This is a genomic window from Microcoleus sp. AR_TQ3_B6 (assembly GCF_036702785.1).
Taxonomy (GTDB): Bacteria; Cyanobacteriota; Cyanobacteriia; order Cyanobacteriales; family Microcoleaceae; genus Microcoleus.
Genome location: NZ_JAUBVJ010000013.1, coordinates 11,969 through 35,227 on the forward strand (window position 1 = coordinate 11,969; position 23,259 = coordinate 35,227).

23 protein-coding genes are annotated in these 23,259 nt (G+C 46.3%); 15 read left to right on the plus strand and 8 right to left on the minus strand.

Features of this window, described 5'->3' with window-relative positions:
- Positions 1-125: 125 nt before the first annotated feature.
- Together QUB56_RS09020 and dapB are read right to left on the minus strand one after the other, a co-directional pair.
- Entirely contained in the window at positions 126-494 is a 369-nt protein-coding gene (locus QUB56_RS09020) for a four helix bundle protein (RefSeq protein ID WP_332954901.1), read from the minus strand.
- A gap of 95 nt (positions 495-589) precedes the next feature.
- Positions 590-1,417: a 4-hydroxy-tetrahydrodipicolinate reductase gene (dapB, locus tag QUB56_RS09025; protein ID WP_332954811.1), complete on the minus strand. Its 828-nt coding sequence runs from the start codon at positions 1,415-1,417 to the stop codon at positions 590-592.
- 302 nt (positions 1,418-1,719) lie between these two features.
- Between dapB and QUB56_RS09030 the strand changes: the two genes are divergently transcribed.
- The 5 genes from QUB56_RS09030 to ruvC all read left to right on the plus strand — a co-directional run bounded on the left by QUB56_RS09030 (position 1,720) and on the right by ruvC (position 6,882).
- Positions 1,720-4,239 carry an EAL domain-containing protein gene (locus QUB56_RS09030; RefSeq protein WP_332954812.1) on the plus strand — a complete coding sequence of 840 codons (2,520 nt, stop codon included), beginning with the start codon at positions 1,720-1,722 and terminating at the stop codon, positions 4,237-4,239.
- Positions 4,240-4,355: 116 nt separating this feature from the next.
- Positions 4,356-4,697 carry a DUF6883 domain-containing protein gene (locus QUB56_RS09035; RefSeq protein ID WP_332954813.1) on the plus strand — a complete coding sequence of 114 codons (342 nt, stop codon included), beginning with the start codon at positions 4,356-4,358 and terminating at the stop codon, positions 4,695-4,697.
- An 8-nt stretch (positions 4,698-4,705) separates the two neighbouring features.
- Positions 4,706-5,011 (plus strand): DUF4926 domain-containing protein, encoded by a 306-nt coding sequence (locus QUB56_RS09040; RefSeq protein WP_332954814.1) that lies wholly within the window; start codon positions 4,706-4,708, stop codon positions 5,009-5,011.
- Between the two features lie 126 nt (positions 5,012-5,137).
- Complete coding sequence (gene bchI, locus QUB56_RS09045; RefSeq protein WP_445243323.1) at positions 5,138-6,253, plus strand: magnesium chelatase ATPase subunit I; 1,116 nt, start codon at positions 5,138-5,140, stop codon at positions 6,251-6,253.
- A gap of 95 nt (positions 6,254-6,348) precedes the next feature.
- Positions 6,349-6,882 (plus strand): crossover junction endodeoxyribonuclease RuvC, encoded by a 534-nt coding sequence (ruvC, locus tag QUB56_RS09050; protein WP_332954815.1) that lies wholly within the window; start codon positions 6,349-6,351, stop codon positions 6,880-6,882.
- Between the two features lie 7 nt (positions 6,883-6,889).
- Here the strand turns inward: ruvC and QUB56_RS09055 are convergent, their stop codons facing one another.
- Positions 6,890-7,456, minus strand: a complete 567-nt coding sequence (locus tag QUB56_RS09055; RefSeq protein WP_332954816.1) for a Uma2 family endonuclease — start codon at positions 7,454-7,456, stop codon at positions 6,890-6,892.
- A gap of 99 nt (positions 7,457-7,555) precedes the next feature.
- A complete protein-coding gene (locus QUB56_RS09060) occupies positions 7,556-8,278 on the minus strand; it encodes a tetratricopeptide repeat protein (RefSeq protein ID WP_332954817.1) in 723 nt (240 codons plus the stop codon).
- A 562-nt stretch (positions 8,279-8,840) separates the two neighbouring features.
- Between QUB56_RS09060 and QUB56_RS09065 the strand changes: the two genes are divergently transcribed.
- Positions 8,841-9,215: a hypothetical protein gene (locus tag QUB56_RS09065; protein WP_332954818.1), complete on the plus strand. Its 375-nt coding sequence runs from the start codon at positions 8,841-8,843 to the stop codon at positions 9,213-9,215.
- A 124-nt stretch (positions 9,216-9,339) separates the two neighbouring features.
- Here the strand turns inward: QUB56_RS09065 and QUB56_RS09070 are convergent, their stop codons facing one another.
- Entirely contained in the window at positions 9,340-9,591 is a 252-nt protein-coding gene (locus QUB56_RS09070; protein WP_332954819.1) for a hypothetical protein, read from the minus strand.
- 254 nt (positions 9,592-9,845) lie between these two features.
- On the opposite strand from QUB56_RS09070, the gene QUB56_RS09075 reads away from it, so the two are divergent.
- The 3 genes from QUB56_RS09075 (at position 9,846) to QUB56_RS09085 (ending at position 12,220) form a co-directional block, all read left to right on the plus strand.
- Positions 9,846-11,069, plus strand: coding sequence for a hypothetical protein (locus tag QUB56_RS09075; RefSeq protein WP_332954820.1), 1,224 nt, complete (start codon positions 9,846-9,848; stop codon positions 11,067-11,069).
- Between the two features lie 9 nt (positions 11,070-11,078).
- The gene (locus QUB56_RS09080) at positions 11,079-11,312 is read left to right on the plus strand and encodes a hypothetical protein (RefSeq protein ID WP_332954821.1); all 234 of its coding nucleotides are present in this window, start codon (positions 11,079-11,081) and stop codon (positions 11,310-11,312) included.
- Between the two features lie 269 nt (positions 11,313-11,581).
- On the plus strand, positions 11,582-12,220 hold the full coding sequence (locus QUB56_RS09085) for a restriction endonuclease subunit R (protein ID WP_332954822.1): 639 nt from the start codon (positions 11,582-11,584) through the stop codon (positions 12,218-12,220).
- 80 nt (positions 12,221-12,300) lie between these two features.
- On the opposite strand, the gene QUB56_RS09090 is transcribed toward QUB56_RS09085, so the two are convergent.
- The 3 genes from QUB56_RS09090 to QUB56_RS09100 form a co-directional block, all read right to left on the minus strand.
- Positions 12,301-12,636, minus strand: a complete 336-nt coding sequence (locus QUB56_RS09090; protein WP_332954823.1) for a ribulose bisphosphate carboxylase small subunit — start codon at positions 12,634-12,636, stop codon at positions 12,301-12,303.
- Positions 12,637-12,681: 45 nt separating this feature from the next.
- Complete coding sequence (rcbX, locus tag QUB56_RS09095; protein WP_332954824.1) at positions 12,682-13,092, minus strand: RuBisCO chaperone RbcX; 411 nt, start codon at positions 13,090-13,092, stop codon at positions 12,682-12,684.
- A 137-nt stretch (positions 13,093-13,229) separates the two neighbouring features.
- The gene (locus QUB56_RS09100) at positions 13,230-14,660 is read right to left on the minus strand and encodes a form I ribulose bisphosphate carboxylase large subunit (protein ID WP_332954825.1); all 1,431 of its coding nucleotides are present in this window, start codon (positions 14,658-14,660) and stop codon (positions 13,230-13,232) included.
- A 785-nt stretch (positions 14,661-15,445) separates the two neighbouring features.
- Between QUB56_RS09100 and QUB56_RS09105 the strand changes: the two genes are divergently transcribed.
- The 6 genes from QUB56_RS09105 to QUB56_RS09130 all read left to right on the plus strand — a co-directional run bounded on the left by QUB56_RS09105 (position 15,446) and on the right by QUB56_RS09130 (position 23,091).
- A complete protein-coding gene (locus QUB56_RS09105; RefSeq protein ID WP_332954826.1) occupies positions 15,446-17,203 on the plus strand; it encodes a serine/threonine-protein kinase in 1,758 nt (585 codons plus the stop codon).
- 484 nt (positions 17,204-17,687) lie between these two features.
- Complete coding sequence (locus tag QUB56_RS09110) at positions 17,688-18,980, plus strand: ATP-binding protein (RefSeq protein WP_332954827.1); 1,293 nt, start codon at positions 17,688-17,690, stop codon at positions 18,978-18,980.
- A gap of 160 nt (positions 18,981-19,140) precedes the next feature.
- A complete protein-coding gene (locus QUB56_RS09115) occupies positions 19,141-21,318 on the plus strand; it encodes a tetratricopeptide repeat protein (RefSeq protein ID WP_332954828.1) in 2,178 nt (725 codons plus the stop codon).
- A gap of 220 nt (positions 21,319-21,538) precedes the next feature.
- Positions 21,539-22,018: a hypothetical protein gene (locus QUB56_RS09120; protein WP_332954829.1), complete on the plus strand. Its 480-nt coding sequence runs from the start codon at positions 21,539-21,541 to the stop codon at positions 22,016-22,018.
- Positions 22,019-22,080: 62 nt separating this feature from the next.
- Positions 22,081-22,521, plus strand: coding sequence for a hypothetical protein (locus QUB56_RS09125; RefSeq protein ID WP_332954830.1), 441 nt, complete (start codon positions 22,081-22,083; stop codon positions 22,519-22,521).
- A gap of 153 nt (positions 22,522-22,674) precedes the next feature.
- Positions 22,675-23,091, plus strand: coding sequence for an aspartyl protease family protein (locus QUB56_RS09130; RefSeq protein ID WP_332954831.1), 417 nt, complete (start codon positions 22,675-22,677; stop codon positions 23,089-23,091).
- Positions 23,092-23,259: the final 168 nt, after the last annotated feature.

Genomic DNA, 23,259 nt, shown 5'->3' on the forward strand with positions numbered 1-23,259 from the left:
ATTGGGAATTGGGAATTGGGAATTGGGAATTGGGAATTGGGAATTGGGAATTGGGAATTGGGAATTGGGAATTGGGAATTGGGATGGGGAATTTTTTTTGAGACCTCAAGTCTTTAATCACTCATTTAATATTTTTTGTCACCTATTGAATTTAGATAAGCATTAAGCTTTGGTGGCAATTCATCAATTATTGGTTGAATTTTTTTTACTTGTTCATCTGCTAACAACTGTCTGGCATATGCCAATCTTAACCAACTGATCGTTTCATACAAAGAGCCTCTGGCAATTTTAACAAAACGCCGATTGTCTTGATGATTGTACCTGCCGCGTCCTTCTGCGATATTAGCACAAACACTATCGGCGGAGCGTACAATTTGCTTTCCCATAGTATCTTTGGTGAAATAATCCCAGTGTTTGACGATAAACCAAACCTCATTTGCTAGCTTTTCTGCTAACTTGTAAACATCTAAATCCTCAAAATCTGGTCTACTCATATCTACACCCCCAATTCCCAATTCCCAATTCCCCATTCCCAACTCCCAATTCCCCATCCCCAATTCCCAATTCCCTATTACCAATTCCCAATTCCCTATAAGATCTTTTCCAGGCCGTAAACGAGCGATCGCAATTCCAGGACTTTGCGTACAGAAAGCAAGACTCCGGGCATATAACAAGCTCGATCGCTCGTATCGTGTCGTAAAGTATAAACTTGACCGGCGCCGCCAAAAATTACCTCTTGGTGGGCAATTAAACCGGGTAAACGGATGCTGTGAATGCGAATCCCTTCATCGGCCGCACAACCCCGAGCTCCGGTTAATTTTTCGGTTTCTTCAACTTCAGGCAGATTGAAAGTTTTTCCCATTTCTGCTAACATTTGGGCAGTTTGAATCGCCGTGCCGCTGGGAGCGTCGGCTTTTTGATTGTGATGCAGCTCGATAATTTCTACGTGTTCAAAATACTGAGATGCCGTGACGGCGGCTTGTTGGAGCAACACCATACCGATCAAGAAATTGGGTATAATCAAACAGCCAATGCTCGCTTTATCAGCGAATTCAGCTAAGTTTTCAATTTGCTTGCTGCTCAATCCGGTAGTGCCGACTACTGGGCGAACCCCGTAAGCTATTGCCGATCGCACGTTTTCATAAACAGACGAAGGGTGCGTAAAATCTACCATCACTCCTAACTGCTTTTCCTGAGATGCTAATACCAGCATTCCTTGCAAGTCGTCAGTGATGGGAACTTCTAACGGGCCGCATCCGGCTAATTCCCCGGCATCGGCGTTGAGGCACTCAGGAGAGCGGTCTACAGCCCCAAATAAAGTCATGTCACTAGCATGGGCGATCGCCTTAATTACTTCGCGGCCCATTTTGCCTGCTGCACCGTTAACAATCACCGGAATCGGAAGTTGATTCGCCATAATCTCAAAAATATCCTGAAAGTTCGATCGACTAAATTTTAACGCTTGGGGGAATTTCGGGAAACAAGGAATGAAAGACAGGATTTGTCGGCAAATCTTGAGAAACCCGGTTCCCATCCCAGAAATACTTTGCCAAATCGAGTTATTAGCTTAAAGAAACTCGGTTGCAGCACAACTTCTGAAAAAATTACATTCAATCTCATATTAAGCTCAATTCTGTAAGAACAGACTTGTGCAAAGCTAACTTGCACCGACATATTTTTTCTGTGACTGCCAAATTCTCTCGCAATCTTCGATATGTAATGTCTGTCGCAACAGGCCTCAACCTGAGTTCTCAAAACCGAGGGGTCTGGATTTTGCCTGCCATGCTTGCGGGCGCGACTGTAACGCTGCTGAATATGGGAGTTCGGCACTTGGGAGGCCTGCAAAGCTGGGAATTGGGGAGTTTTGACTCGTTAGTGCGCTTGCAGCCCGATTCCGGCCCCGATCGGCGGCTGCTGGTAGTGGCAATTTCTGAGGCCGATATTCAAGCTTTGGGCAGATTTCCGGTTTCCGACAAGGCGATCGCTCAAACCTTGACAAAACTGCAAAAGTATCAGCCAAAAGTCATCGGTTTGGACTTGTACCGGGATTTGCCTCAACCACCGGGACGCCAAGAATTGCTGACTCAACTGAAAGCACCGAATGTGGTGGGGATCAACAAATTGAGCGATTCAGATAGTCCGGGAGTGCCTGCGCCTCCGGGGATACCGCCCGATCGAGTCGGTTTTAACGACTTGGTGCTCGATGGTGACGGCGTTGTGCGCCGCCATTTGCTTTCAGTCTCCCAAGCCGAGAAGAAGACTGCTTTCTCGTTTTCTGTACAAGTTGCTTTGCTGTATCTCAAAGACAGAGTGCAGCCGGAAAATAGCCGTATTAATCCCTACCAAATCAACTGGGGAAAGGCAAAATTTCTGCCTTTAAAGAATGACAGCGGCGGCTATGCAAATCTCGACGCCAGAGGCTACCAAATTATGCTGAAATACCGTTCTGCCAAGCAGGTGGCGCGACAAGTCAGTATCAGGCAGGTATTGAATGGGGAATTTGACCCAAGCTGGGTTAAGAACAAGATTGTGTTGATCGGGACGACGGCACCCAGTACCAGAGATTTGTTTTTGACGCCCTACAGCCCAGCCCAGAAGCAAAGTCCGAAGATGCCGGGGGTGCTGGTGCACGCGCAAATGCTGAGCCAAATATTGAGTGCGGTTATAAATGGGCGATCGCTGTTTTGGGTGTGGCCGGAATGGGCAGAAATTTTGTGGAACGGTGCTTGGGCGGTGATTGGCGGGATTGTGGCTTGGCGGATTCAGCACCCTGCGAGGGCGGGATTGGTTGGGGGTGTGGCGTTGATGGGTTTGTTGGGGATTACTTTTGCGATTTTTATTGAGGGTGGGTGGGTGCCGCTGGTGTCGCCGGCTTTGGGTTTGGTGGTGACTGGTGTGGGTGTCAGCGCTTACAGGAAGCTGTACGATGCTTTTCACGATTCTCTGACGGGTTTGCCCAACCGGGATTTGTTCGTGAATTTCCTGGGGCGGGCGATCGCCCGTATTAGGCGCCGCCCCAGCTATCGGTTTGCGGTGCTGTTTGTGGATTTAGACAGGTTTAAGGTGATTAATGATTCTTTGGGTCATTTGGCGGGGGACGAACTGCTGATTTCGGTGGTGCGGCGGTTGAGGGCAATTATTGGTCCTGCGGATACTCTGGCGCGGGTGGGGGGTGACCATTTTGCGATTTTGGTGAGGAATGTTGATGTTAGCCGTGCGGTGGATTTGGCCGATCGCATTCACCAAGCTTTAATTCTGCCTTTTGAGTTGGAGGGGCAGGAGGTGTTTGTGACGGCCAGCATCGGGATTGCGCTGGGGGGCGAACCCGCTGCTACTGTCAGGGAACAGCCGGAAAACTTACTGGGGGACGCCCACACGGCGATGAACCGGGCGAAGGCTTTGGGAACGCGAAGGTGTCAGGTGTTTAATTCTTCGATGCACGCTGTGGCGGTGGAGAGGTTGCAGGTGGAGACAGATTTGTGGCTGGCCCTCAAGCGTCGGGAGTTTGTGCTGCACTACCAGCCGTTTGTATCTTTGGCAAGCGGGAGGATTATTGGGTTTGAGGCTTTGGTACGCTGGCTGCACCCGGTGCGGGGTTTGATTGCGCCGATGAAGTTTATTCCGGTGGCTGAGGAAACGGGGGCAATTGTACAGTTGGGTGAGTGGGTTCTGGAGGAGGCTTGCCGGCAGTTGCGGCTGTGGGAGGGAATGTTTGATTTCGATCCACCTTTGATTATGAGTGTAAATTTGTCGGGGAAGCAGTTTGCTCAGCCGAATTTGGTCGATCGCCTGAAGGCGATTTTGGGAAAAACGGGTTTGAGTGCCGAGTGTTTGAAGTTGGAGATTACTGAGAGTGTGGTGATGGATGATGTGGAGTCGGCGATCGCGGTTTTGAAGCAGATGAAAGGGTTAAATGTTAGGTTGGGAATTGATGATTTTGGCACTGGTTATTCGTCGTTGAGTTATTTGAGTCGGTTTCCTACGGATACTTTGAAGGTTGATAAGTCGTTTGTGGGGCGAATGGAGGCCGACGAGGGGGAGAATGTGGCGATCGTGCGGACGATTGTGACGCTGGCTCACGCTTTGGGTATGGATGTGATTGCTGAGGGTGTGGAGACGGCGACACAATTAGCTATGTTGAGGTCGATCGGCTGCGAATACGGTCAGGGTTATTTTTTTGCTAAGCCCTTACCCAGCGAGGCTGCGACTGCTTTGATGGCTTCTGAGCCGCAGTGGTAGTTGTTAGTTATTGGTTATTGGTTATTGTAAGTTAGAGCTAAAATTGAAAGTCGATCGGGTTCCCAAAACAGCTCTTTAATCTGTTAGATGCTAAAATTAGTGTTATGTAAACAAACATGAAGCTGAAAGAACTTGTCAGCCATCTCGTTATCGATCCTCGAAAATTAACAGAGTATGCTCTTAATGTAGATAATCCAGTCGGTAGCGATAAAGCTGTAATATTTCAGCGTCGTTTAGGATTTAGCCAAGAAAACTATGAATTGCTGTTAGCACAGATTTCAGCTAAAACTCTTGATGCTGAAGCAGTTTTAGGACTAAATGACAAACACGGACAGCGCTATACTGTAGACTTGGAAATTGTGGGCGCACAGGGACAGCAGGGGATTGTCCGTACAGGTTGGATCGTAGAACCGGGTAGTAATGGGGCGAGACTGGTAACACTATTCGTTCGGAGGTAAGCACGATCGTGCCAGAATTATTTGATGTAGTCGAATTGTTAGTAACATTGCCTGAATCTAATTTGCACCAGGGTGTTAGAGGGGCAATTGTAGATTGTTATGATGATGGAAATTACGAGGTAGAATTTAGCGATCGCTCTGGCGAAACGATAGCTTTGTGTACTCTGTCTACCGAGCAGTTTTTAGTTGTTTGGAAGTCGAAAGAAAGGCGTTGGTTGTCTGTATCTGAGCTATTAGCTGCGATGGTTGGACGTTTGTCAGACGAACGTCAGATACAAGTTTTAGAGTTTGCGCGTTCTTTGTCTGAGAAATAGTCTGTTTTTGGCGGCGTTTTGAGAAGAATCAGACAAACTCTGTAGTTGGATTTCCAGGCTGCCGATCGACTGTTGTGCACCTATATGTCACAATAAACAAGCAATTATTATATTTTGAGTTATCCTGTGAGTCCTACTGCCGAAGTCAGCAATAACCTGAATGCGGGCGTTCTACCAACCGTTACCGCTACCCCCGCCCGCCGCGCTGTTTTTCCCTTCACTGCAATTGTTGGCCAGGAGGAGATGAAACTGGCGCTGCTGTTGAATGTCATCGATCCGAAAATTGGCGGGGTGATGATTATGGGCGATCGAGGTACTGGTAAATCTACCACAATCCGGGCCCTCACTGATTTGCTGCCGGAAATTGAGGTGGTGGCTGACGATCCTTTTAACAGTCATCCCACCGATCCGGATTTGATGAGTGACGAGGTGCGCGATCGCACTTTATCTCAAACTGAGGTTAAAATCGCCCGCAAGAAAGTCCAAATGGTAGATTTACCTTTGGGCGCGACCGAAGACCGAGTTTGCGGTACGATCGACATCGAGAAAGCTTTGTCAGAAGGTGTTAAAGCTTTTGAACCGGGGCTTTTAGCTAAAGCTAACCGCGGCATCCTGTACGTTGATGAAGTCAATTTGCTCGACGATCATTTAGTCGATGTTTTGCTCGACTCCGCCGCCAGCGGTTGGAATACTGTTGAAAGAGAAGGCATTTCGATCCGCCACCCGGCTAAGTTTATTTTAATCGGTTCCGGGAATCCAGAAGAAGGAGAATTGCGGCCGCAGTTGCTCGACAGATTCGGGATGCACGCAGAAATTCGGACTGTGAAAGATCCGAATTTAAGAGTGGAAATTGTCGAACAGCGATCGAGTTTTGACCAAAATCCGCCGGAGTTTCTCGCGAAATATCAGCAAGAACAAAATGATATGCAGCAGAAGTTGGTGGAAGCTCAGGAAAGGTTGAAGTCGGTAACTATCGATCGAGATTTGCGAGTAAAAATCTCCCAAGTTTGCGCGGAATTGGACGTAGACGGGCTGCGGGGCGATTTGGTGACGAATCGCGCCGCCAAAGCTTTGACCGCCCTAGAAGGCCGCACAGAGGTCACAGTGAACGATATTCGCCGGGTGATGACTCTGTGTTTGCGGCACCGGTTGCGGAAAGACCCGCTAGAATCAATAGATTCGGGGTATAAAGTGACTAAAGTGTTCGATCGGGTATTCGGTCTAGAATCAACTGAGGAGTAATTGGTAATTGGTAATTGGTAAGGGGTAATTGGTGGTGATGAAGCATTCCCCAAATTTTCCTACCTTATTCCCATTCCCAATTACTAATTCTGGCAATGGAAAAACGAATTTTAGGATTAGATCCGGGCTTAGCAAATCTTGGCTACGGGGCAATTTCCTGTCAAATTGTCCCGGGCAAACAAGATAAAAACAGCGTTTCCATGATTGATTGCGGCGTCATACAAACAACGCCAAAACAGGAAATGGGACAGCGGTTGAAAACAATTTACGACGATTTGCACCAGGTAATTGAACAGATTAAACCCGATTTAGCAATTGCCGAAAAACTGTTCTTTTACAAGATGGGAAATACGATACTTGTAGCCCAAGCGCGGGGCGTTTTGACGCTAGTATTGGCGCAGTGTGGAGTGCCGCTGTTCGAGTTTACGCCGGCTCAAATTAAGCAAGCTTTGACGGGGCGCGGTAATGCGGATAAATCTGAAGTGCAAGAGGCGGTGGCGCGGGAGTTGGAGTTGGGTTACATTCCGAAACCAGACGATGCGGCGGATGCTTTGGCGGTGGCTTTGACTGGTTGGTACGATGATGATATTTGTCCGAAGAAAATACCGTTGGAAACAGGAAAAACTTGAGGCAATATCAAATCACCGGCAAATTAAGAACAAATCCGGGCAAGACATCTTCTCCCGATAAACTCACAGGAAATTGTACAATCTCTACTTCGCGAGAAGGGCGATATATTTCTACTTGTTCGTCTTGAGAATTAATTAGCCAACCCAAGCGCAAGCCGCTGTTTAGATACTCCTGCATTTTCTCCTGAAGCGGCAGGGGGTCTGGGCGCGAGGGCAATTCTATGACACAATCAGGACAGATTGGCGGAAATTTTTCTTGTTCTTCTGCTGTTAAAGCCGACCATCTTTCTAAGCTAACCCAAGCGGCATCAGGCGATCGATCGCCATTATTAGGCAATCGAAAAATTGTGGAAGAACTAAACACTCTCCCTAGCTGCGTTTGACGGTTCCACAAGCCCAACTCTATAATTAAATCGGCTTCTCGATTGCCGCTGACTCCGCCTACGGGTGACATAATAATCATTTCTCCTTTAGCTGTCCGTTCAAATTGCCAATCTCGATTCATCTGGCACAAACGGTAAAACTGTTCGTCTGTTAGTTCGACAGTATCTAGGTTTAAAGTAACGGTTGTCATTTTATTATCTCTCTTCTCTTCTCCTCTCTTCACTCCGCGTCGGCGGACTTCGTTTGACAAGAAGCGATGTCTATCGCGGATTTATCTAAAATCGCTAATCTATTTTAGCGCCATTTTTTGCCGATCGCACTCAACGGAGGATCTCGCTTCTTCTAATCTTCCTAAATTAAACACTACAACGGCCCGATTGTACCAGGCAACGCGATCATCTGGTTTGATTTCTAAGGCTTCGTCTAAAGATGCGATCGCCCCTTCAAAATTCCCTAAATTATACTGCTCATTTCCTCGCTTTTTCCAAGCCTCAGCCGATCGCTCGACATCCTCATCTCCCTCAACCGAAGATAGCGGAAACTTAACCAAAATCTCCCTACCAACATTCGCCGCGCACTCTCCCAATTCCCCCCCCGCAACTCTACCCAACAACTCCAACCTGCGCCCCAATTCCTGAAGCGATACCACCGCATCCGCAGACGCTGTACTCCCCTGCGCGCCCGCCAACAATCGAGCCTCAAACCTCCGCAACCATGCCGCCAAATCACCATTTTTAATGCGTGTTGCGAGTAAAAATTCCACAACATCCGCTCTTCCCCAGCCCTGATTCACCCCTTCGAGAAATTCCATGAACTTCGCCCCGTATTCCGCATCAGTGAAAGTTGGAGGAACCCCCCTCTGTTCCCCCTTGCTAAGGCGGGAAGAAAGATTTGATTCTTCTTGTTTCCTAACCTTACCAAGGGGGCGTAATGGTGGGTTAAAATGCTGTAGAGAAGTGCGAAACACCCGCTGAATTAATTGTTTGAGAAATCGCCATATTTTATCCAACATTGGTGAGATTTTGAGGCGGTTGGTTTTTTTGATTGTAGCAACAATTGCCGGGATTCGTCGTCAGTCGGATAGTCCGCCATAGGTTGAAAGGGCGATCGCGATTTGTCGTTAGTCCCATAGTCCGCCAGGGGTTGAAACCCCTGTCTCATAGCGAAAGTCCTCTGAAAGAGGACTAAAGAGGTACACAATGTTAATTAATGGTGACATTTTGAACATTGTTAATTATCCTTGAAATCCTTCTCATCAGTCCTCTTGAGAGGACTTCAGCTATGAGACGGGGGTTTCAACCCTCGTCGGACTTCGCAACATTGGAATCTAACATTTTGAACATGATTAATTAGCCTTTAAATCCTTCTCATCAGTCCTCTTGAGAGGACTTACGCTCTCTCGACGGGGGTTTCAACCCTCGTCGGACTCCGCTATAAGAGGGGGGTTTCAACCACATTGAACTATTGCACCCGCCATCAAATTCAAACAATCAATCCCAACCTCAAAAAAAATGCTATAATATCAACTTTAATTGCTAAACTTATCCCACCAGCAGAAAACACAGGAAAATAATATGGTGATTATTACCTCACAACAAATTGCCCAATTTCGCTCGCAATTAGCCGAATATCCCGAGGCCCTAAAAGCCCTAGACGCGATCGAAGATTGCGAAGGTAATATCGAAGATGCAGCGATATCTCTAGCAATTCAAGCCGGACAAGAACCCAATATATCAGAAAATTGGTTAGACGGATTGGCAAAAAGATCCCGCGTTGCTATCTGCAAATCTGAGGTTAAAGAAGAGTTAACAAACGGACAACTGAATGCTGCATTTAGAGATTTAGTTGCAGCAAAAACTTGCCCGGAGATTTTGGTGACTCCGGTAATTATTTATGTATTTAAAACAGGGGTGAATGAGTTTTGTGAACCTCTCGAATATAAACTGTAAAGGCCTCGATGCCTTTAAAAAGTACGTAAAGCGAAGCTATCCCGAAGGGTAGGGAATCGCCCCGATTTCTCAAAACATGATACAGCGAGGCGATCGCACTTTTTCTCTACCCCCGTGCACTACTCTACCCAGCAGGCATCAAATCCGGCGACAAACGCAAAGATTTTCCCAGCAAACGAGCAAGTTGCACTAAAAAATTAGCAGTATCTTCGTCACCTTCGCGGGCCATTGAAGCCGATATCTCGATTAGCATTTGCACAAATCCCGCATCAATTAAATCGGAACAGGAACTCAAAACCTCTGGTTCTTGACCGTTGGGACAGGTAAGCACTCGCTCGATTAATTTCAAATAAGCCTCTTGGCGTTCTGGATTCATTTGCGGAGGATCTGTACAGTAGATAATTTATTATTGCGTTTAAGTCATTCCTGTCAATCAGGCGATCGAATGCGCCAGCCCCCTCTTGACTCTAGAAACTCCATTCAGTCGGGAATAGACAGAAGCTTAAAGAAAAGCTTAAGTTTCTCAATGCTAGTTTAGTCTAGGTAAGGTTCTTATGGGCGCACCCTAGGATTGAAGGTAAGGTACGCCCACAAACACCCTAGGATTCAAGGGAATTAAGAATATACAAAATGAAAATAGGAATATTTTTAGGGAATCTCGGAAATCCCGCCATCTACTATCCCAAACTTGCCAAAATCACCGGCGGAGTCACAGCCAGTATTTTTCTGTGCCAATTATTGCAATGGCAAGCACAACATTCCTACTCCGGCGAATGGGTGAAGACTAACAGCACAGAAATAGAAAAAGCCACTGGTTTAAATCAGGAAGAACAAAAATTTGCGAGACAGCAACTCAAAGTGCGATCGCTCCTGAAAGAAAAATTAACAAATCCCAACACGGACACCCTAGAACTCTGGGCGGACATTGACGCTTTCGAGGAAAAAATTAATAACTTTTGGACACCAAATCCAGACAACCTTATAACACAGAAAAGCCGCGAAAATAACAATCACCCTGTAGAAATATTCCCCGAAACATCACCCCCAAATCATGCAGTTAAAATCGACAAATATTTTGGGCAACCCCGCCAGCAAATAGCCGTTGCTGTCACCCCGAATTACCGATTTAGCGGCCCTTGGAATTCCCAAGAAGAACTGCACAAGTTTCAGCGAGCCTTAGAAGAATATGCCAAAGAACGTAATTTATGGTTTGGCAATCCTTCGGGATGGGCATTTAAAGTTATTGACAGCATAACAAAAGGCTTAACCTCGACTTTTTGGGAGGAATTTATCGCCGGAATCCCCTTAGGAGAAAGTCAGAAAGTCAAGCGCGATTGGGAAATCGAGCCGGAAGTGCCTTATCCGGCCTTTGAAGAGGAGCGAATTCAGTATTACGTCCACAAAGGAGAACCGCTAGAAGCAGCAGTCTCTAAAGCCCGTGCTGATTTGAGAAACCCGGTTTTGGGCAAGGATTTGTGGGAGGGATTTTTGCGAAAGTGCGATCGTCTTGCTGATGATGCACTCAAAGCAAAACAGCAGGGCGTTAACACACCATATCTGCCCTCTTCCTTCAACGAAAAACCGCAAATCACCAAGGATAGCGTTATGCGGAAGTTAGGGGCGATCGCGCCGCAATTAGCCCTCAATCAATCCACATCTGACCAGATTCCAGCACTGCCGAAACCTGCTGAAACAGCATCGCCAACTCCCGCCGAAATTCCCAGTATTTCCTCTTTACAAAAAGCTTACAAAACTCCTCTCGGTCGAAGTATAGTTGAAAAACAAATAGCTGCAAACCCCGATTGGGGCTACGAAATAGTAGACGGTGAAATAGTCGAATCCATCCCTTTTTAGGAGGCGGATATGAAAGGAATTAGCGAGATTAATCCGCTGGGAGAAGAGCGACCAACTCCTTCTGAGCAAGAGAGAGAAAAACTGCGGCGGGAAAGGTTGCAGCGAGAAAGAGATGAAGCATATCAAATGTTAGTTGAACTCTGCTATTTGGGCGAATATGACATGGCCCAGCATTTGGCAAATCGACATTTTAATTGGGGTTATGAAATAGTTGATGGGATTGTTATGGAAAGGATAGATTAGGTTTGTTGTCACCCGACGATTGAAATCGCGTCTACTTTCATGGGCAGGCAAGATGCCCACTCCACAAGAAACTTGATATGTTGTGGAACAGGCATCTTGCCTGTTCCTAAGAATATAGGCCAGCTCTCCGGCCTACTCCACAAGAAACTTGATATGTTGTGGAACAGGCATCTTGCCTGTTCCTAAGAATGGTGTAAGTGGACTACCGCAATGTTTATGTTATAATTCTAACTTAGAATTATAACTAAAACTTGAATAACTATTAAAATATGACGACAACTATTAATGCCAAAAACCTAACGTTATCAGAAGTACACCGTCTGTTCGGCTTTGAAAAGCACTACACTAACTCATTTACCTCTCTGTTATCCCTTGAAGATCTAACAGAACACGAACAGCAGGAACTTATACAAATTAGGGATGACTTCGATGACTACATTTCAACGGATCGAGTTTCTGAAGGACTGGTAAAAGCTCTGACTACCTTTCCCTTAATGCGATTGGCTGGCTTCTACCGCCGCCCGATTAAAATTAGTTTAGAACAAGACATCGCCGAAATTAGCATTGAAGATGAAGATACAATTATTAAAGGACGGTTTGATATCTTGGCTGTCAACAGGATAAAACCTATCAGAAGCGATACATATTTTTGGGTTTTGGTGATTGAAAGTAAAAATTCTGGAATCAACGCATTGATGGGTTTATCCCAATTGCTAACCTATGCTTATCAAACTTTAAAATATCAAGACACAATCTGGGGTTTGACAACAAACGGAATGCACTATCAGTTCGTCAATATCCAGGGGGGCAATACTCCAACCTATCAGCTAATGCCTTTGCTAAACCTGATGGAGTCCGACTCTTCAATTTTGTTGCTGCAAGTGTTAAAAGCTATTTGCAAACTCTAAAAAAAGAGGCAGGGAAAATTCCCCGCCTCCAATCCGCAATGACTGTTAACCTAAAAGTTAGATTAGCTAGCCAATACTTTTTAGTAGCCTCTGGTGTTCGGCTTGTGCACGATGAAGCTCAGCACTTGGCACTGCTTCACGTTGTCAAAACCCATGACGCGGATGTAGCAACTAGGGTTTTCTTGACGGCAACTTTGAACTTCAGCCATGATTTCTTGGACGCTGCGAGCACCAAACAAAGGCAACTTCCACAAAGTCCAGTAGCGCATTTCAGCAGCAGAGGTTTCGTTGAATTCTACGCCGGGAATGTAGCCTTGATCCAAGATGTACTGGAGTTGCTTGGCAATTTGCGCGTCGGTCAGCGGGGGCAAATAGGACAGAGTTTCGTAACGACGCTCTTTAGGTAAAGTCTTCATTTTTTGTATCTCTAAGGTGTGTGTTCGATCGCACTTATCGATCGATTAACTCGACAAATTATCCAGATTCGGTTCAGAATCTATTGATGTTTCAGGATTACTGCTAGAAACAGACCAATTAAGTTGCGTAATTCGCTCTAAATGCTGGCGTCTGTGTTCCATATTCGCCTGTTGAATGCCAGTAGAAACCATTTCTGGCAAATATTCTGTCACATCGTGAGCCAGATACTCTCGCACAGTCATGATCCGAAATCCTAAATCTTGATTTTCCCTCAGCAACTCTTGAATGTAAGCTTCTCCATCTTGGATTTTGCTCTTCGTAGAAAAGTCGTTCAACCAGATTGCCAGAGGAGGATTGGTTTCGCTCAACTGAGCGACCACTATCCGCACGGATTGATAGGTTAGGTAACTTGCCAGCACCTTAGCGGTGTCTTTCGCAACTTGTTTGAGATCCATTTTTGACCCCAGCTCCCTCAAATTTTAGATTTTGGATTTTAGATGTTGGATGCAAACTTACAAGTAAATCTTCTTCAAAGATAAAGACTTCCCAGCAAGTTTGCGACCTCAAACCTAAAATCTCAAACCCAAAATCATCAAACGGTATCCATTGCCTCGAACTCAAACTTGATTTCTTTCCAGAGTTCGCAAGCAACAGCCAGTTCGGGGCTCCACTTACAAGCTTCGCGAATAATGTCTCCGCCTTCGCGCATCAAGTTGCGGCCTTCGTTACGAGCTTGGACGCAAGCTTCCAAAGCAACGCGGTTAGCAGTTGCACCAGGTGCGTTACCCCAAGGGTGGCCCAAGGTGCCGCCGCCGAACTGCAAGCAGGAGTCGTCGCCGAAGATTTCCACCAAAGCCGGCATGTGCCAGATGTGGATACCACCAGATGCCACCGGCATGACACCGGGCATGGAGGCCCAATCTTGGGTGAAGTAAATACCGCGGCTGCGGTCTTCTTCGATGTGGTCTTCGCGCATCAAGTCTACGAAGCCCATCGTGATGCCTTTTTCGCCTTCGAGTTTGCCCACAACTGTACCGGAGTGCAGGTGGTCGCCGCCGGACATCCGCAAGCACTTGGCAAGCACGCGGAAGTGGATACCGTGGTTTTTCTGACGGTCAATCACGGCGTGCATAGCGCGGTGAATGTGCAGCAAGATACCGTTGCGGCGGCACCATTTGGCCAAGGTGGTGTTAGCAGTGAAACCACCGGTCAGGTAGTCGTGCATGATGATGGGGGTTTTGATTTCCTTAGCGAACTCAGCCCGCTCCATCATTTCTTCGCAGGTGGGGGCAGTTACGTTGAGGTAGTGACCCTTGACTTCGCCGGTTTCTGCTTGGGCTTTTTCAATAGCTTCTTGAACGAACAGGAAGCGATCGCGCCAGCGCATGAACGGTTGCGAGTTGATGTTTTCGTCGTCTTTGGTGAAGTCCAAACCGCCGCGCAGAACTTCGTAAACGGCACGGCCGTAGTTCTTAGCAGACAGACCCAATTTGGGTTTAATTGTACAGCCCAGCAAAGGACGACCGTACTTGTTCAATTTGTCCCGCTCAACGGTAATACCGTGAGGAGGGCCTTGGAAGGTTTTCAGGTAAGCGATGGGAATCCGCAAGTCTTCCAACCGCAGAGCGCGCAAAGCTTTGAAACCGAACACGTTACCGACCAAAGAGGTCAGCAAGTTGGTGACGGAACCTTCTTCAAACAAATCCAAAGGATAGGCGATGAAGCAGATGTATTGGTTGTCTTCACCGGGAACTGGTTCGATGTCGTAGCAGCGACCTTTGTAGCGGTCGAGGTCGGTCAGGAGGTCAGTCCAAACAGTCGTCCAAGTACCTGTGGAAGATTCAGCAGCCACAGCAGCGCCTGCTTCTTCTGGGGGAACTCCCGGCTGCGGTGTTACCCGGAAAGCCGCCAAAACATCTGTATCTTTTGGGGTGTAGTCCGGTGTGTAATACGTTAGTTTATAGTCTTGAACTCCGGCTTTATACCCAGCCTTTGATTGAGTTTGGGTTTGCGCGTAAGCCATATCTCGCTTCCTAGTATTCGCTTAATTTTTTTGCCAGTTCGCAGGCTGTTAAAAATATATCAACAAACTGGCGCTCTCAAATTTTAATATTCTTTTTATCATCATAAGTATTGTTTATTTTGCTTTACATTACGAAAATATTTGTAACATATCTTATAAGATGTAAGCGACGAAGGATGCAGGAGGAAAGGCTGGGGATCGCAGAGCGGGGGCGGGAATTTCGCTCGCTCGAAATATATTGTAAAGCGAGCCGAACAGCGGATAGATAGGGTTTATGTAAAGAATTTAATACTTAAAAATCAGAATTGGTAAGGGGTAATGGGGCAGGGGGAATTAGTTAGAAATACCTAAAGTTGTGGTGGGGAGTTGAGATCGATCGCCCGATCGATCTCAACAGCCATTCATTATGTAACAATCTAAAATCCCAAATCTAAAATCCCGTAGGGGGGCGAGAAACCCGGTTTATAGGAAAAATTTAGGTTGAGTAACTAGAAATCTAATCAGAAACCGGGTTTCACCGGAAAGCAAGTGCGATCGCAAACTAATCCCGCCACTCTTCAATCCAAAATCCCAAATCTAAAATCTAAAATCGACTGACTCCAAGACCGCTAACTCAAAAATCGACAGCATACCACATAATATGGACAGGGCTTCTGCAGCAAGAGCAAGCTCGTTTCTCAAACCAAATCCGTCGTTGCAGCAATTTAACCTCGCCCAAAACCTGGTTTCTGCCTTAACTGCGCGTAAGTCTACTATGGATATCTAGCCCCATTTTTACTCTGGTTGTGCCTCACCCCCCTTCAAAAGCCGTTCACTGCATCAATCCAGATTGCCCAAGGCCCTACCCTCAGACTTGGGGCAACAATTTTTGTCATAGTTGCGGGGCTCCCCTGCGGCTAAAAAATCGCTACGTGCCTCTAGAAAGCCTCGGTTCCGGGGGTTTTGCAGCGATTTTCACAGTTTGGGACACAGAAACTGAAACCGAGCGCGTCCTGAAAGTGTTGCTCGAAACTGCCCCGAAAGCGCTGAAACTGTTCGAGCAAGAAGCTTGGGTTTTGGCACTTTTGCGGCACCCAGGCGTCCCTAGAGTCGAGCCTGAGGGTTATTTTCACGTCCAAACGCAAAATTTTGCAGGCGGCGAGGGAAATGCTGCGGCGAAGCGGCTGCCTTGTTTGGTAATGGAAAAGATTCACGGCAAAACTTTAGAAGAGGTTCTCGAGGAGCACCCTCAGGGATGTCCGCAGGAATGGGTGTTTAGTTGGCTGAGTCAAGCTGTGGAAATTTTAGAGGAGTTGCACAGGTGTCAGATTATTCACCGCGACATTAAACCCTCAAATTTGATGCTGCGAGACCCGGCATCGCCCCAAGTATTGCTCAGCAAGGGTTTGGGCGGACTGCAATTGGTGGCGATCGACTTTGGGGGAGTTAAACAGATGGGCGGTGTCGAATCCGTGGGGAAAGATTCTCGGAGTTCGACGCGGTTGATTTCGCCCGGGTACAGTCCGCCGGAACAAATTATGGGCGGCGGTGTGGTGCCGGCGACGGATTTTTATGCGCTGGGGCGGACTTGCATTCATTTGCTGACGGGTAAGTATCCGGCGGAAATTGAAGATCCGATGACGGGTGAGTTGCGGTGGCGCCACATTGTATCTGTGAGCCCGGCTTTGGCGAATTTGTTGGACGATATGGTGCGATCGAACGTGCAGCAGCGTCCGGCGACTGCTGCTGATGTTCGGGCGCGTTTGCAGGAGATTTATGCTAGGAGTAAGGGCAAAATAGCGATCGCCCCTGCAGGTCAAGCTGTTGTGGAATTCTGCCGGCAAGTAGTGGTGGTGGGAGCGCAAAAAACTGCAAGTTTGATGGTTTTGCTGTTCGGCGCGATCGCCCAAATCGTGGTAGCTTCTCTGGATACCGGTTGGGAAATGCTGCTGGGTGGCGTTGGTGGAAGCGCGGGGGCGATCGGCGGTTTGGTTTTGGGCTATGCTTCGCCTATCGGCCAGGAAGTTGCCCGTTTTCTGAATGAAGGTTTGCAGCAATTAATTCCTAACATGACTTTCGCTGTCGGACCCGAAGTGCTGCTGTTTGGGTTTGCGGGGTTCGGAACTGCGATCGGTTTGACGGATGCGGGGAGTTTTCGCCAGCAAAAACAGTATTGGCTGTCTGGATTTATGGGAGCTCAGGGCTATTTGTTGGCTGGTTTGTGTTGGATGGAAGCAACAGCTTCTAGTGGCGTGCAAGGGGTTATTTTGGGAGCTTTTGCGATCGCCTCTCTGACTGTGGGAATGGGTTTGCGCAGCCATCAATTAGTTCACGCTTTAGTCGTGGCTGTTTGTTCTACGGGAATGTTTCTGTTTCTGAATGCTTGGAACATTTTTCCGGGGAGTTTCTTGGGGATTTTCTCACTGTCTAACGCTAGCTTCGGCTGGCTGCAAGTTTGGGGTTCAATTGTGTTTTTTGGTTTGTTGGGAAGTGCGATCGGGCTTTGTTTGGGAGTCAGTCATTATTTGATTGTGCCTTTGTTGCGGTGGTTGGGATGGCGGTAGAAATTAACTAATTAAATATTACTCGTCAAGCCTTCAATCGCTGTAGGGAAACGGCACTGCCGTGTCCTCTATCTTTGCTGTAGGGAAACGGCACTGCCGTGTCCTCTATCTTTGCTATGTAATTCACTTACCTAAAAAATGCTGTAAACATTTCTCCTCAAATTCATATCTCCCTAAATCTCCCTTAAAAAAACCCACTTTAATTAATCTTCCCCCTTGTGTTTTGGGCGGCTAGGGAGGATATCATGGGCAAGAAAACTATTGTGGCGCGGGCAATCCTAGCCCGCCCAAAAATCTACAATTTAGATGGTAGACAGCTTATATAGAAATCCTAAATGATTCAGATAAATTTGTAGGGGTAGTGCCCCCGTGCCTACCCCCTATCTATCGGGCAACCACGGGGGGATTGCCCCTACAATAATTATGCAAATGATTTAGGATTGCTATAATCATGAAGAACATTAAATAATAGCCTCAGAGTGCCATGTCCAAAATATTACTAGAATCCTTTCGGACAGCCTATGCAAATATGGAGTTATCGCCGCTGATAACTCCGAAAGAAGTCGAGAACTTCCGAGTAGAATACGGGACAGAAGTGCTTGAAGAATTAGAGCAATTAGTCGAAGATGACCCTTCCGGTAGCGGTAAAATTATTTTTACGGGACATCGCGGCTGCGGTAAGTCTACACTGTTGGCTGAGTTTTGCCGCCAGATGGACGATCGCTATTTTACAGTCTTTTTCTCGATTTCCGACTCGATCGAAATGTCGGATGTTAATCATATAACTATTTTGTTTGCGATCGCAGTTCAGTTGATGGATGCAGCAGAAAAACAGAAAATCCCTATCAAAAAATCAATTAAAGAATCATTTTATAACTGGTTTGCCACTAAAACTAAAACAACAATTGACGAATTGGGCGCCAGCGGATCGGTGGGGTTTGACCTGTTTAAGATGATTCAAGGCAAGTTAAAAGCTGATGCGACGATTCGCGAAGAAATCAAACAAGAGTTTATTCGCAAAGTTTCGGATTTGGTTGCAAGAATTAACGAGATTGCTGCCGTAGTTAGACAAGCCGCGAACAAAGACGTAATTGTAGTGATCGATGACTTGGATAAATTGGATTTAGGTGTAGTTCGCCAACTTTATCAAGAACATATTAAAGCGCTTTTTTTGCCAAGTTTTAGGATGATTTTAACAACTCCTATTTCGGCGATGCGAGAGGTATCTTTAGCCGCTACCGTGGAAACGGAAACTAACAATCAAGTCGTGTTTATGCCAGTCACTAAGCTGTTCAAACGCGGGGAAAGCCGGAAGGCTGATGCTGTTGCAATGGCGGAACCGGCGGCGAGATTGAAAGAGATTTTAGCTAAACGCTTGGGAAGCGAATTGATCGAACCGGAAACACTCGATCGCGTTGTCGCCTACAGCGGTGGAGTATTGCGAGAATTGATTAGAATTGCTAACGAATGCTGCCGCATTTGTTTGCGGTTGGTGCGACGGAATCCAGAAGCTGCGATTAAAATTAATGCTGAGGTGTTTGAGGAAGCGATTAATAAATTGCGGATCGATTTTGATACCCGTTTAGGAACAACTGATTATGAGATGTTGATGGCAACTTACAGAGATTTTAAACCTGCTGACCCGAAAGCACAAGGGTTTTTGGACTTGCTGCATGGGTTGTATGTTTTGGAATATCGCAATGCTGTTTTGTGGTACGACATTCACCCGATCGTGCTAGAATTGTTAAAGCAGCGTGATGATTTTCCGCGTGAATAATTTATTTTATACTCAACAATGAAACTCGGCGGAAAAAACCGCTAGCTAATAAATTTGTTATTGTATAATTTTCGTTCTCGTAGGGGCGGGTTTAACCAGCCATCTCTGTGGAAAACGAACAATCTCGTAAACCCGCCCCATGCTGTAACGATGTGACTATATGTCGAATCTCAACAGTCAAAACCAAGATAATTATGAAAATTTACTCGTGTCAATTGAAGCGGGTAAAGATATTCTCAACTTGCTAATCGCAGTTTGCGATGATAGCGACTGTCGCGATCGCCTGATTGCGGATTATGAAGCAGAACTCGAACCGGATATCCGCCGCTATCGCGTAGAATTGGCGAAGGGTGAACCGAGTTTGCGATCGGCGATCGCCAATTTAGTGGAACAAGAAGCATATTTGCAGCAGCGGGGAAAAGCCGTTATCACCGTGACGGGTGTGGAGAAACTGCGGTTTTTTAAACAATTTGGCGAAAGTCGATCGGAACAAGAGGTGTTTTTTGGCTATTTGCAATGGACGCGGGAAGCAATGCGGGAGTTTCCGTTTTCGATTGTGTTGTGGGTGACGCGACAAATTGAAATTCTGATTAGCAATGAATCTCCTGATTTTTGGGGTTGGCGCAAAGGTGTGTTTCGCTTTGATACGAAAAAAACTGCGGCTGTTCCCAAAATTGAATTTGAACCGTTTCGATCCCTGGTTGCAGAGGACGATCGCGAACCGCCGAGTTTGATTCCGTTGGAAGATTTGCAGGATTTAATCGCGCGAACCGAACAGAAAAAAGGACTCCAAGACCCCAGTTTGGCAAGTCTTTATGCGAGTATGGGGAAGATTTATTACAGAAGGATCGAGTCTGGAGAGTGCGAAAATTTTCAGCAAGAGTATGAATTGGCGATCGAGTATTTTCAAAAGGCGATCGCCCTTCAACAAGAGTTAGATGTGGAAGCGGCATTATCAAGTAGTTTAAATTACCTTGCCGGACTTTATCGTGACCAAGGAAGGTACTCGGAAGCGGAACCGCTGTTTTTGCAAGCATTAGAAATACATAGGCGATCGCTTCCTGAAGACCATCCCGATTTAGCTATTAACCTCAACAATTTAGCCCAACTTTATGAATTCCAAGGAAGGTACTCGGAAGCGGAACCGCTGTTTTTGCAAGCATTAGAAATACACAGGCGATCGCTTCCTGAAGACCATCCCAGTTTAGCTAATCGTCTCAACAATTTAGCCGGGCTTTATGAATCCCAAGGAAGGTACTCGGAAGCGGAACCGCTGTATTTGCAAGCATTGGAAATAGGTAGGCGATCGCTTCCTGAAGACCATCCCAGTTTAGCTAATCGTCTCAACAATTTAGCCGGACTTTATGAATCCCAAGGAAGGTACTCAGAAGCGGAACCGCTATTTTTGCAAGCTGTGGAAATAGGTAGGCGATCGCTTCCTGAAGACCATCCCAGTTTAGGTACTCACCTCAACAATTTAGCCGAACTTTATCGTGACCAAGGAAGGTACTCGGAAGCGGAACCGCTGTATTTGCAAGCATTGGAAATAGGTAGGCGATCGCTTCCTGAAGACCATCCCAGTTTAGCTACTCACCTCAACAATTTAGCCGAACTTTATCGTGACCAAGGAAGGTACTCGGAAGCGGAACCGCTGTTTTTGCAAGCTGTGGAAATAGGTAGGCGATCGCTTCCTGAAGACCATCCCGGTTTAGCTACTCACCTCAACAATTTAGCCGGACTTTATCAATCCCAAGGAAGGTACTCGGAAGCGCAACCGCTGTTTTTGCAAGCTGTGGAAATAGGTAGGCGATCGCTTCCTGAAGACCATCCCAGTTTAGCTACTCGTCTCAACAATTTAGCCCTACTTTATCAATCCCAAGGAAGGTACTCGGAAGCGGAACCGCTGTATTTGCAAGCTGTGGAAATAGGCAGGCGGTCGCTTCCTGAAGACCATCCCAGTTTAGCTACTTACCTCAACAATTTAGCTGGACTTTATCAATCCCAAGGAAGGTACTCGGAAGCGGAACCGCTGTTTTTGCAAGCATTAGAAATACACAGGCGATCGCTTTCTGAAGACCATCCCGATTTAGCTATTCACCTCCACAATTTAGCCCTACTTTATCAATCCCAAGGAAGGTACTCGGAAGCGGAACTGCTGTATTTGCAAGCTGTGGAAATTTTTCGCAGCAAGTTGCCCGCAAACCACCCCGACATTCAGGTTGTGTGGAAAAATTATGTTGGGCTGTGGTGGGAAGGAATAAGTAAAGGACATTTGACATTTGAGCAATTGCAAAAACATCCTTTCGGGGAACAGTTATTAGCAGAACTTCAGGAATAAATAAAAATATCCCTCTCAGTTACAAATAAGGAATTAATGCCAAATCACTATGCTAGTCAAGTCGCTGTCAATTAAACCCCTCTCAAGATTTAACTTCCAGGCTCTGCCTGGGAATCAATGTCCAGAGCCTCTGCCTCGCCTGCGAAAATGGAGGCTCTTCCTCCGGATCTGCGTTACCAGGCTCTGCCTGGTAACGAGTAGAATCATTTAGGATTGCTATATGCTAGTCAAGTCGCTGTCAATTAAATCCCTCTCAAGATTTTTAATGGTTTGTTCTCTGGCGATCGCCCTTATACTCGGTGGGCCCAATCTAGCCAAAGCCGAATCGCGCGAGGAAACCGTCGATCGATTAACAGATTTCTTGTTCTACAAGGTTAATCCCGAACTCAACAATCGCAAACTGCAAGCGGGCGATCGCGACTATATCCTGGAATGGCAGAGAATACGCGCAGCAATAGATCCGCGAGTTAAGCCCGCCCAAGAAGTTTGCAACAGTCCCGGTCCAGGAGATATAGGATGGGAATTCACAGCAATTAACGGCGAGACATACGAGCAAACCTACGATCGCCTGGCAGATATAATTTTTTATAGCCGTCATCCTCAAAGGGCCCGACAGCCAATTAGTAGAGGTGATAAAGCCCGCAGCAATGAATGGTTAGCAATTAGACGCGAAATGTATATTTCTAATTGTGGACTATAAAACTAAATTTCACTTCAAATTCATTTACTTTATAGCTCGTTATGCTCATTAAATCACTGTCAGTGAAGTCAGTCTCGAAGTTCTCAGCGGTGTGTGTTCTAGCTTTGGCGCTGGCTATTGCCGGCACTAATCTAGCCAGTGCTGGCTCGCGCGATTTAGAATCACGAACTCAAGCCGTCGATCGGTTTACTGATTGGTTTTTTTATAAAGTGAATCCTCAATTAGGAGGTCGCAAATTGCGATCGAGCGATTCTTATTACATCCGCGAATGGAATGCTATTCGCAGTACAGTCGAGCGAGAAATGATTGCTACACCAGGAGATTGTGTCGGTGATGCTTTCTGGGACTTCGATTCTCGTTATCACGGGCGATCGCTCGATCGGATTGCAGATACAATTTGGGATATCCGCGATCCGTCGGGTGACAAAACTCGTGCAGATGTTTCTAAACAAGAATGGCAGAAGCTTCGTGACTCAATAATTAGAGAGCATTTTTGCTATTAATTTGCAACCTTTTTTAGCAAAGATTTAGCAATAAATAAAAAAAAACCTCTCAGTTACAAAGATTGTTAAAATATAGAATATACACCCTAAAATGGATTGAATTTCGTCAAAAAGCAACGGAAACATTCTCTAGCAAAACAAAAGGATAAAAACATGGGCAGAGTCACCGCCACAATAACAGTCACCAACGAAGTAGACAAGATGCTATCAGAAAGAGGGTTCATCCCCGCAGAGCAAATACGCTGTATCACCATCGATAACGTCTTAGTCGATACAGGCGCAACTCGACTCTGCTTACCAGCAGATATTATCGCTCAGTTAGGTTTAACTCTAGTTGGTGAAATCCAAGGAAATACAGCAATAGGATCTAGACAATTTCGTCTGTTCAAAAATGTTGGTCTTACCGTAGCTGGACGAGAAGGCAGGTATGATTGTGTAGAAATTCCTGCAGGAGAAGAACCTTTACTCGGCTTAATTCCCCTCGAAGATTTGGGTTTAGAACCCGATTTGAAAAATCAGCGGTTGATTGTTTTGCCAGCAGAGGGAAGCCAAAGTTATATTCGGGTGTAAAATTCCTAGGGTTTTTGCCATAAATACACTGCCCATTGTCTTTTAGCATGAGGGGGGCGGGTTTACTATATACTTAGTTTTAAACATAGATGGTTGGTAAAACGCTCCCCTACATTGCGCAAATTGTACAGCGCAAATTATACAAGGAGGAATCAACCGGATTTGATA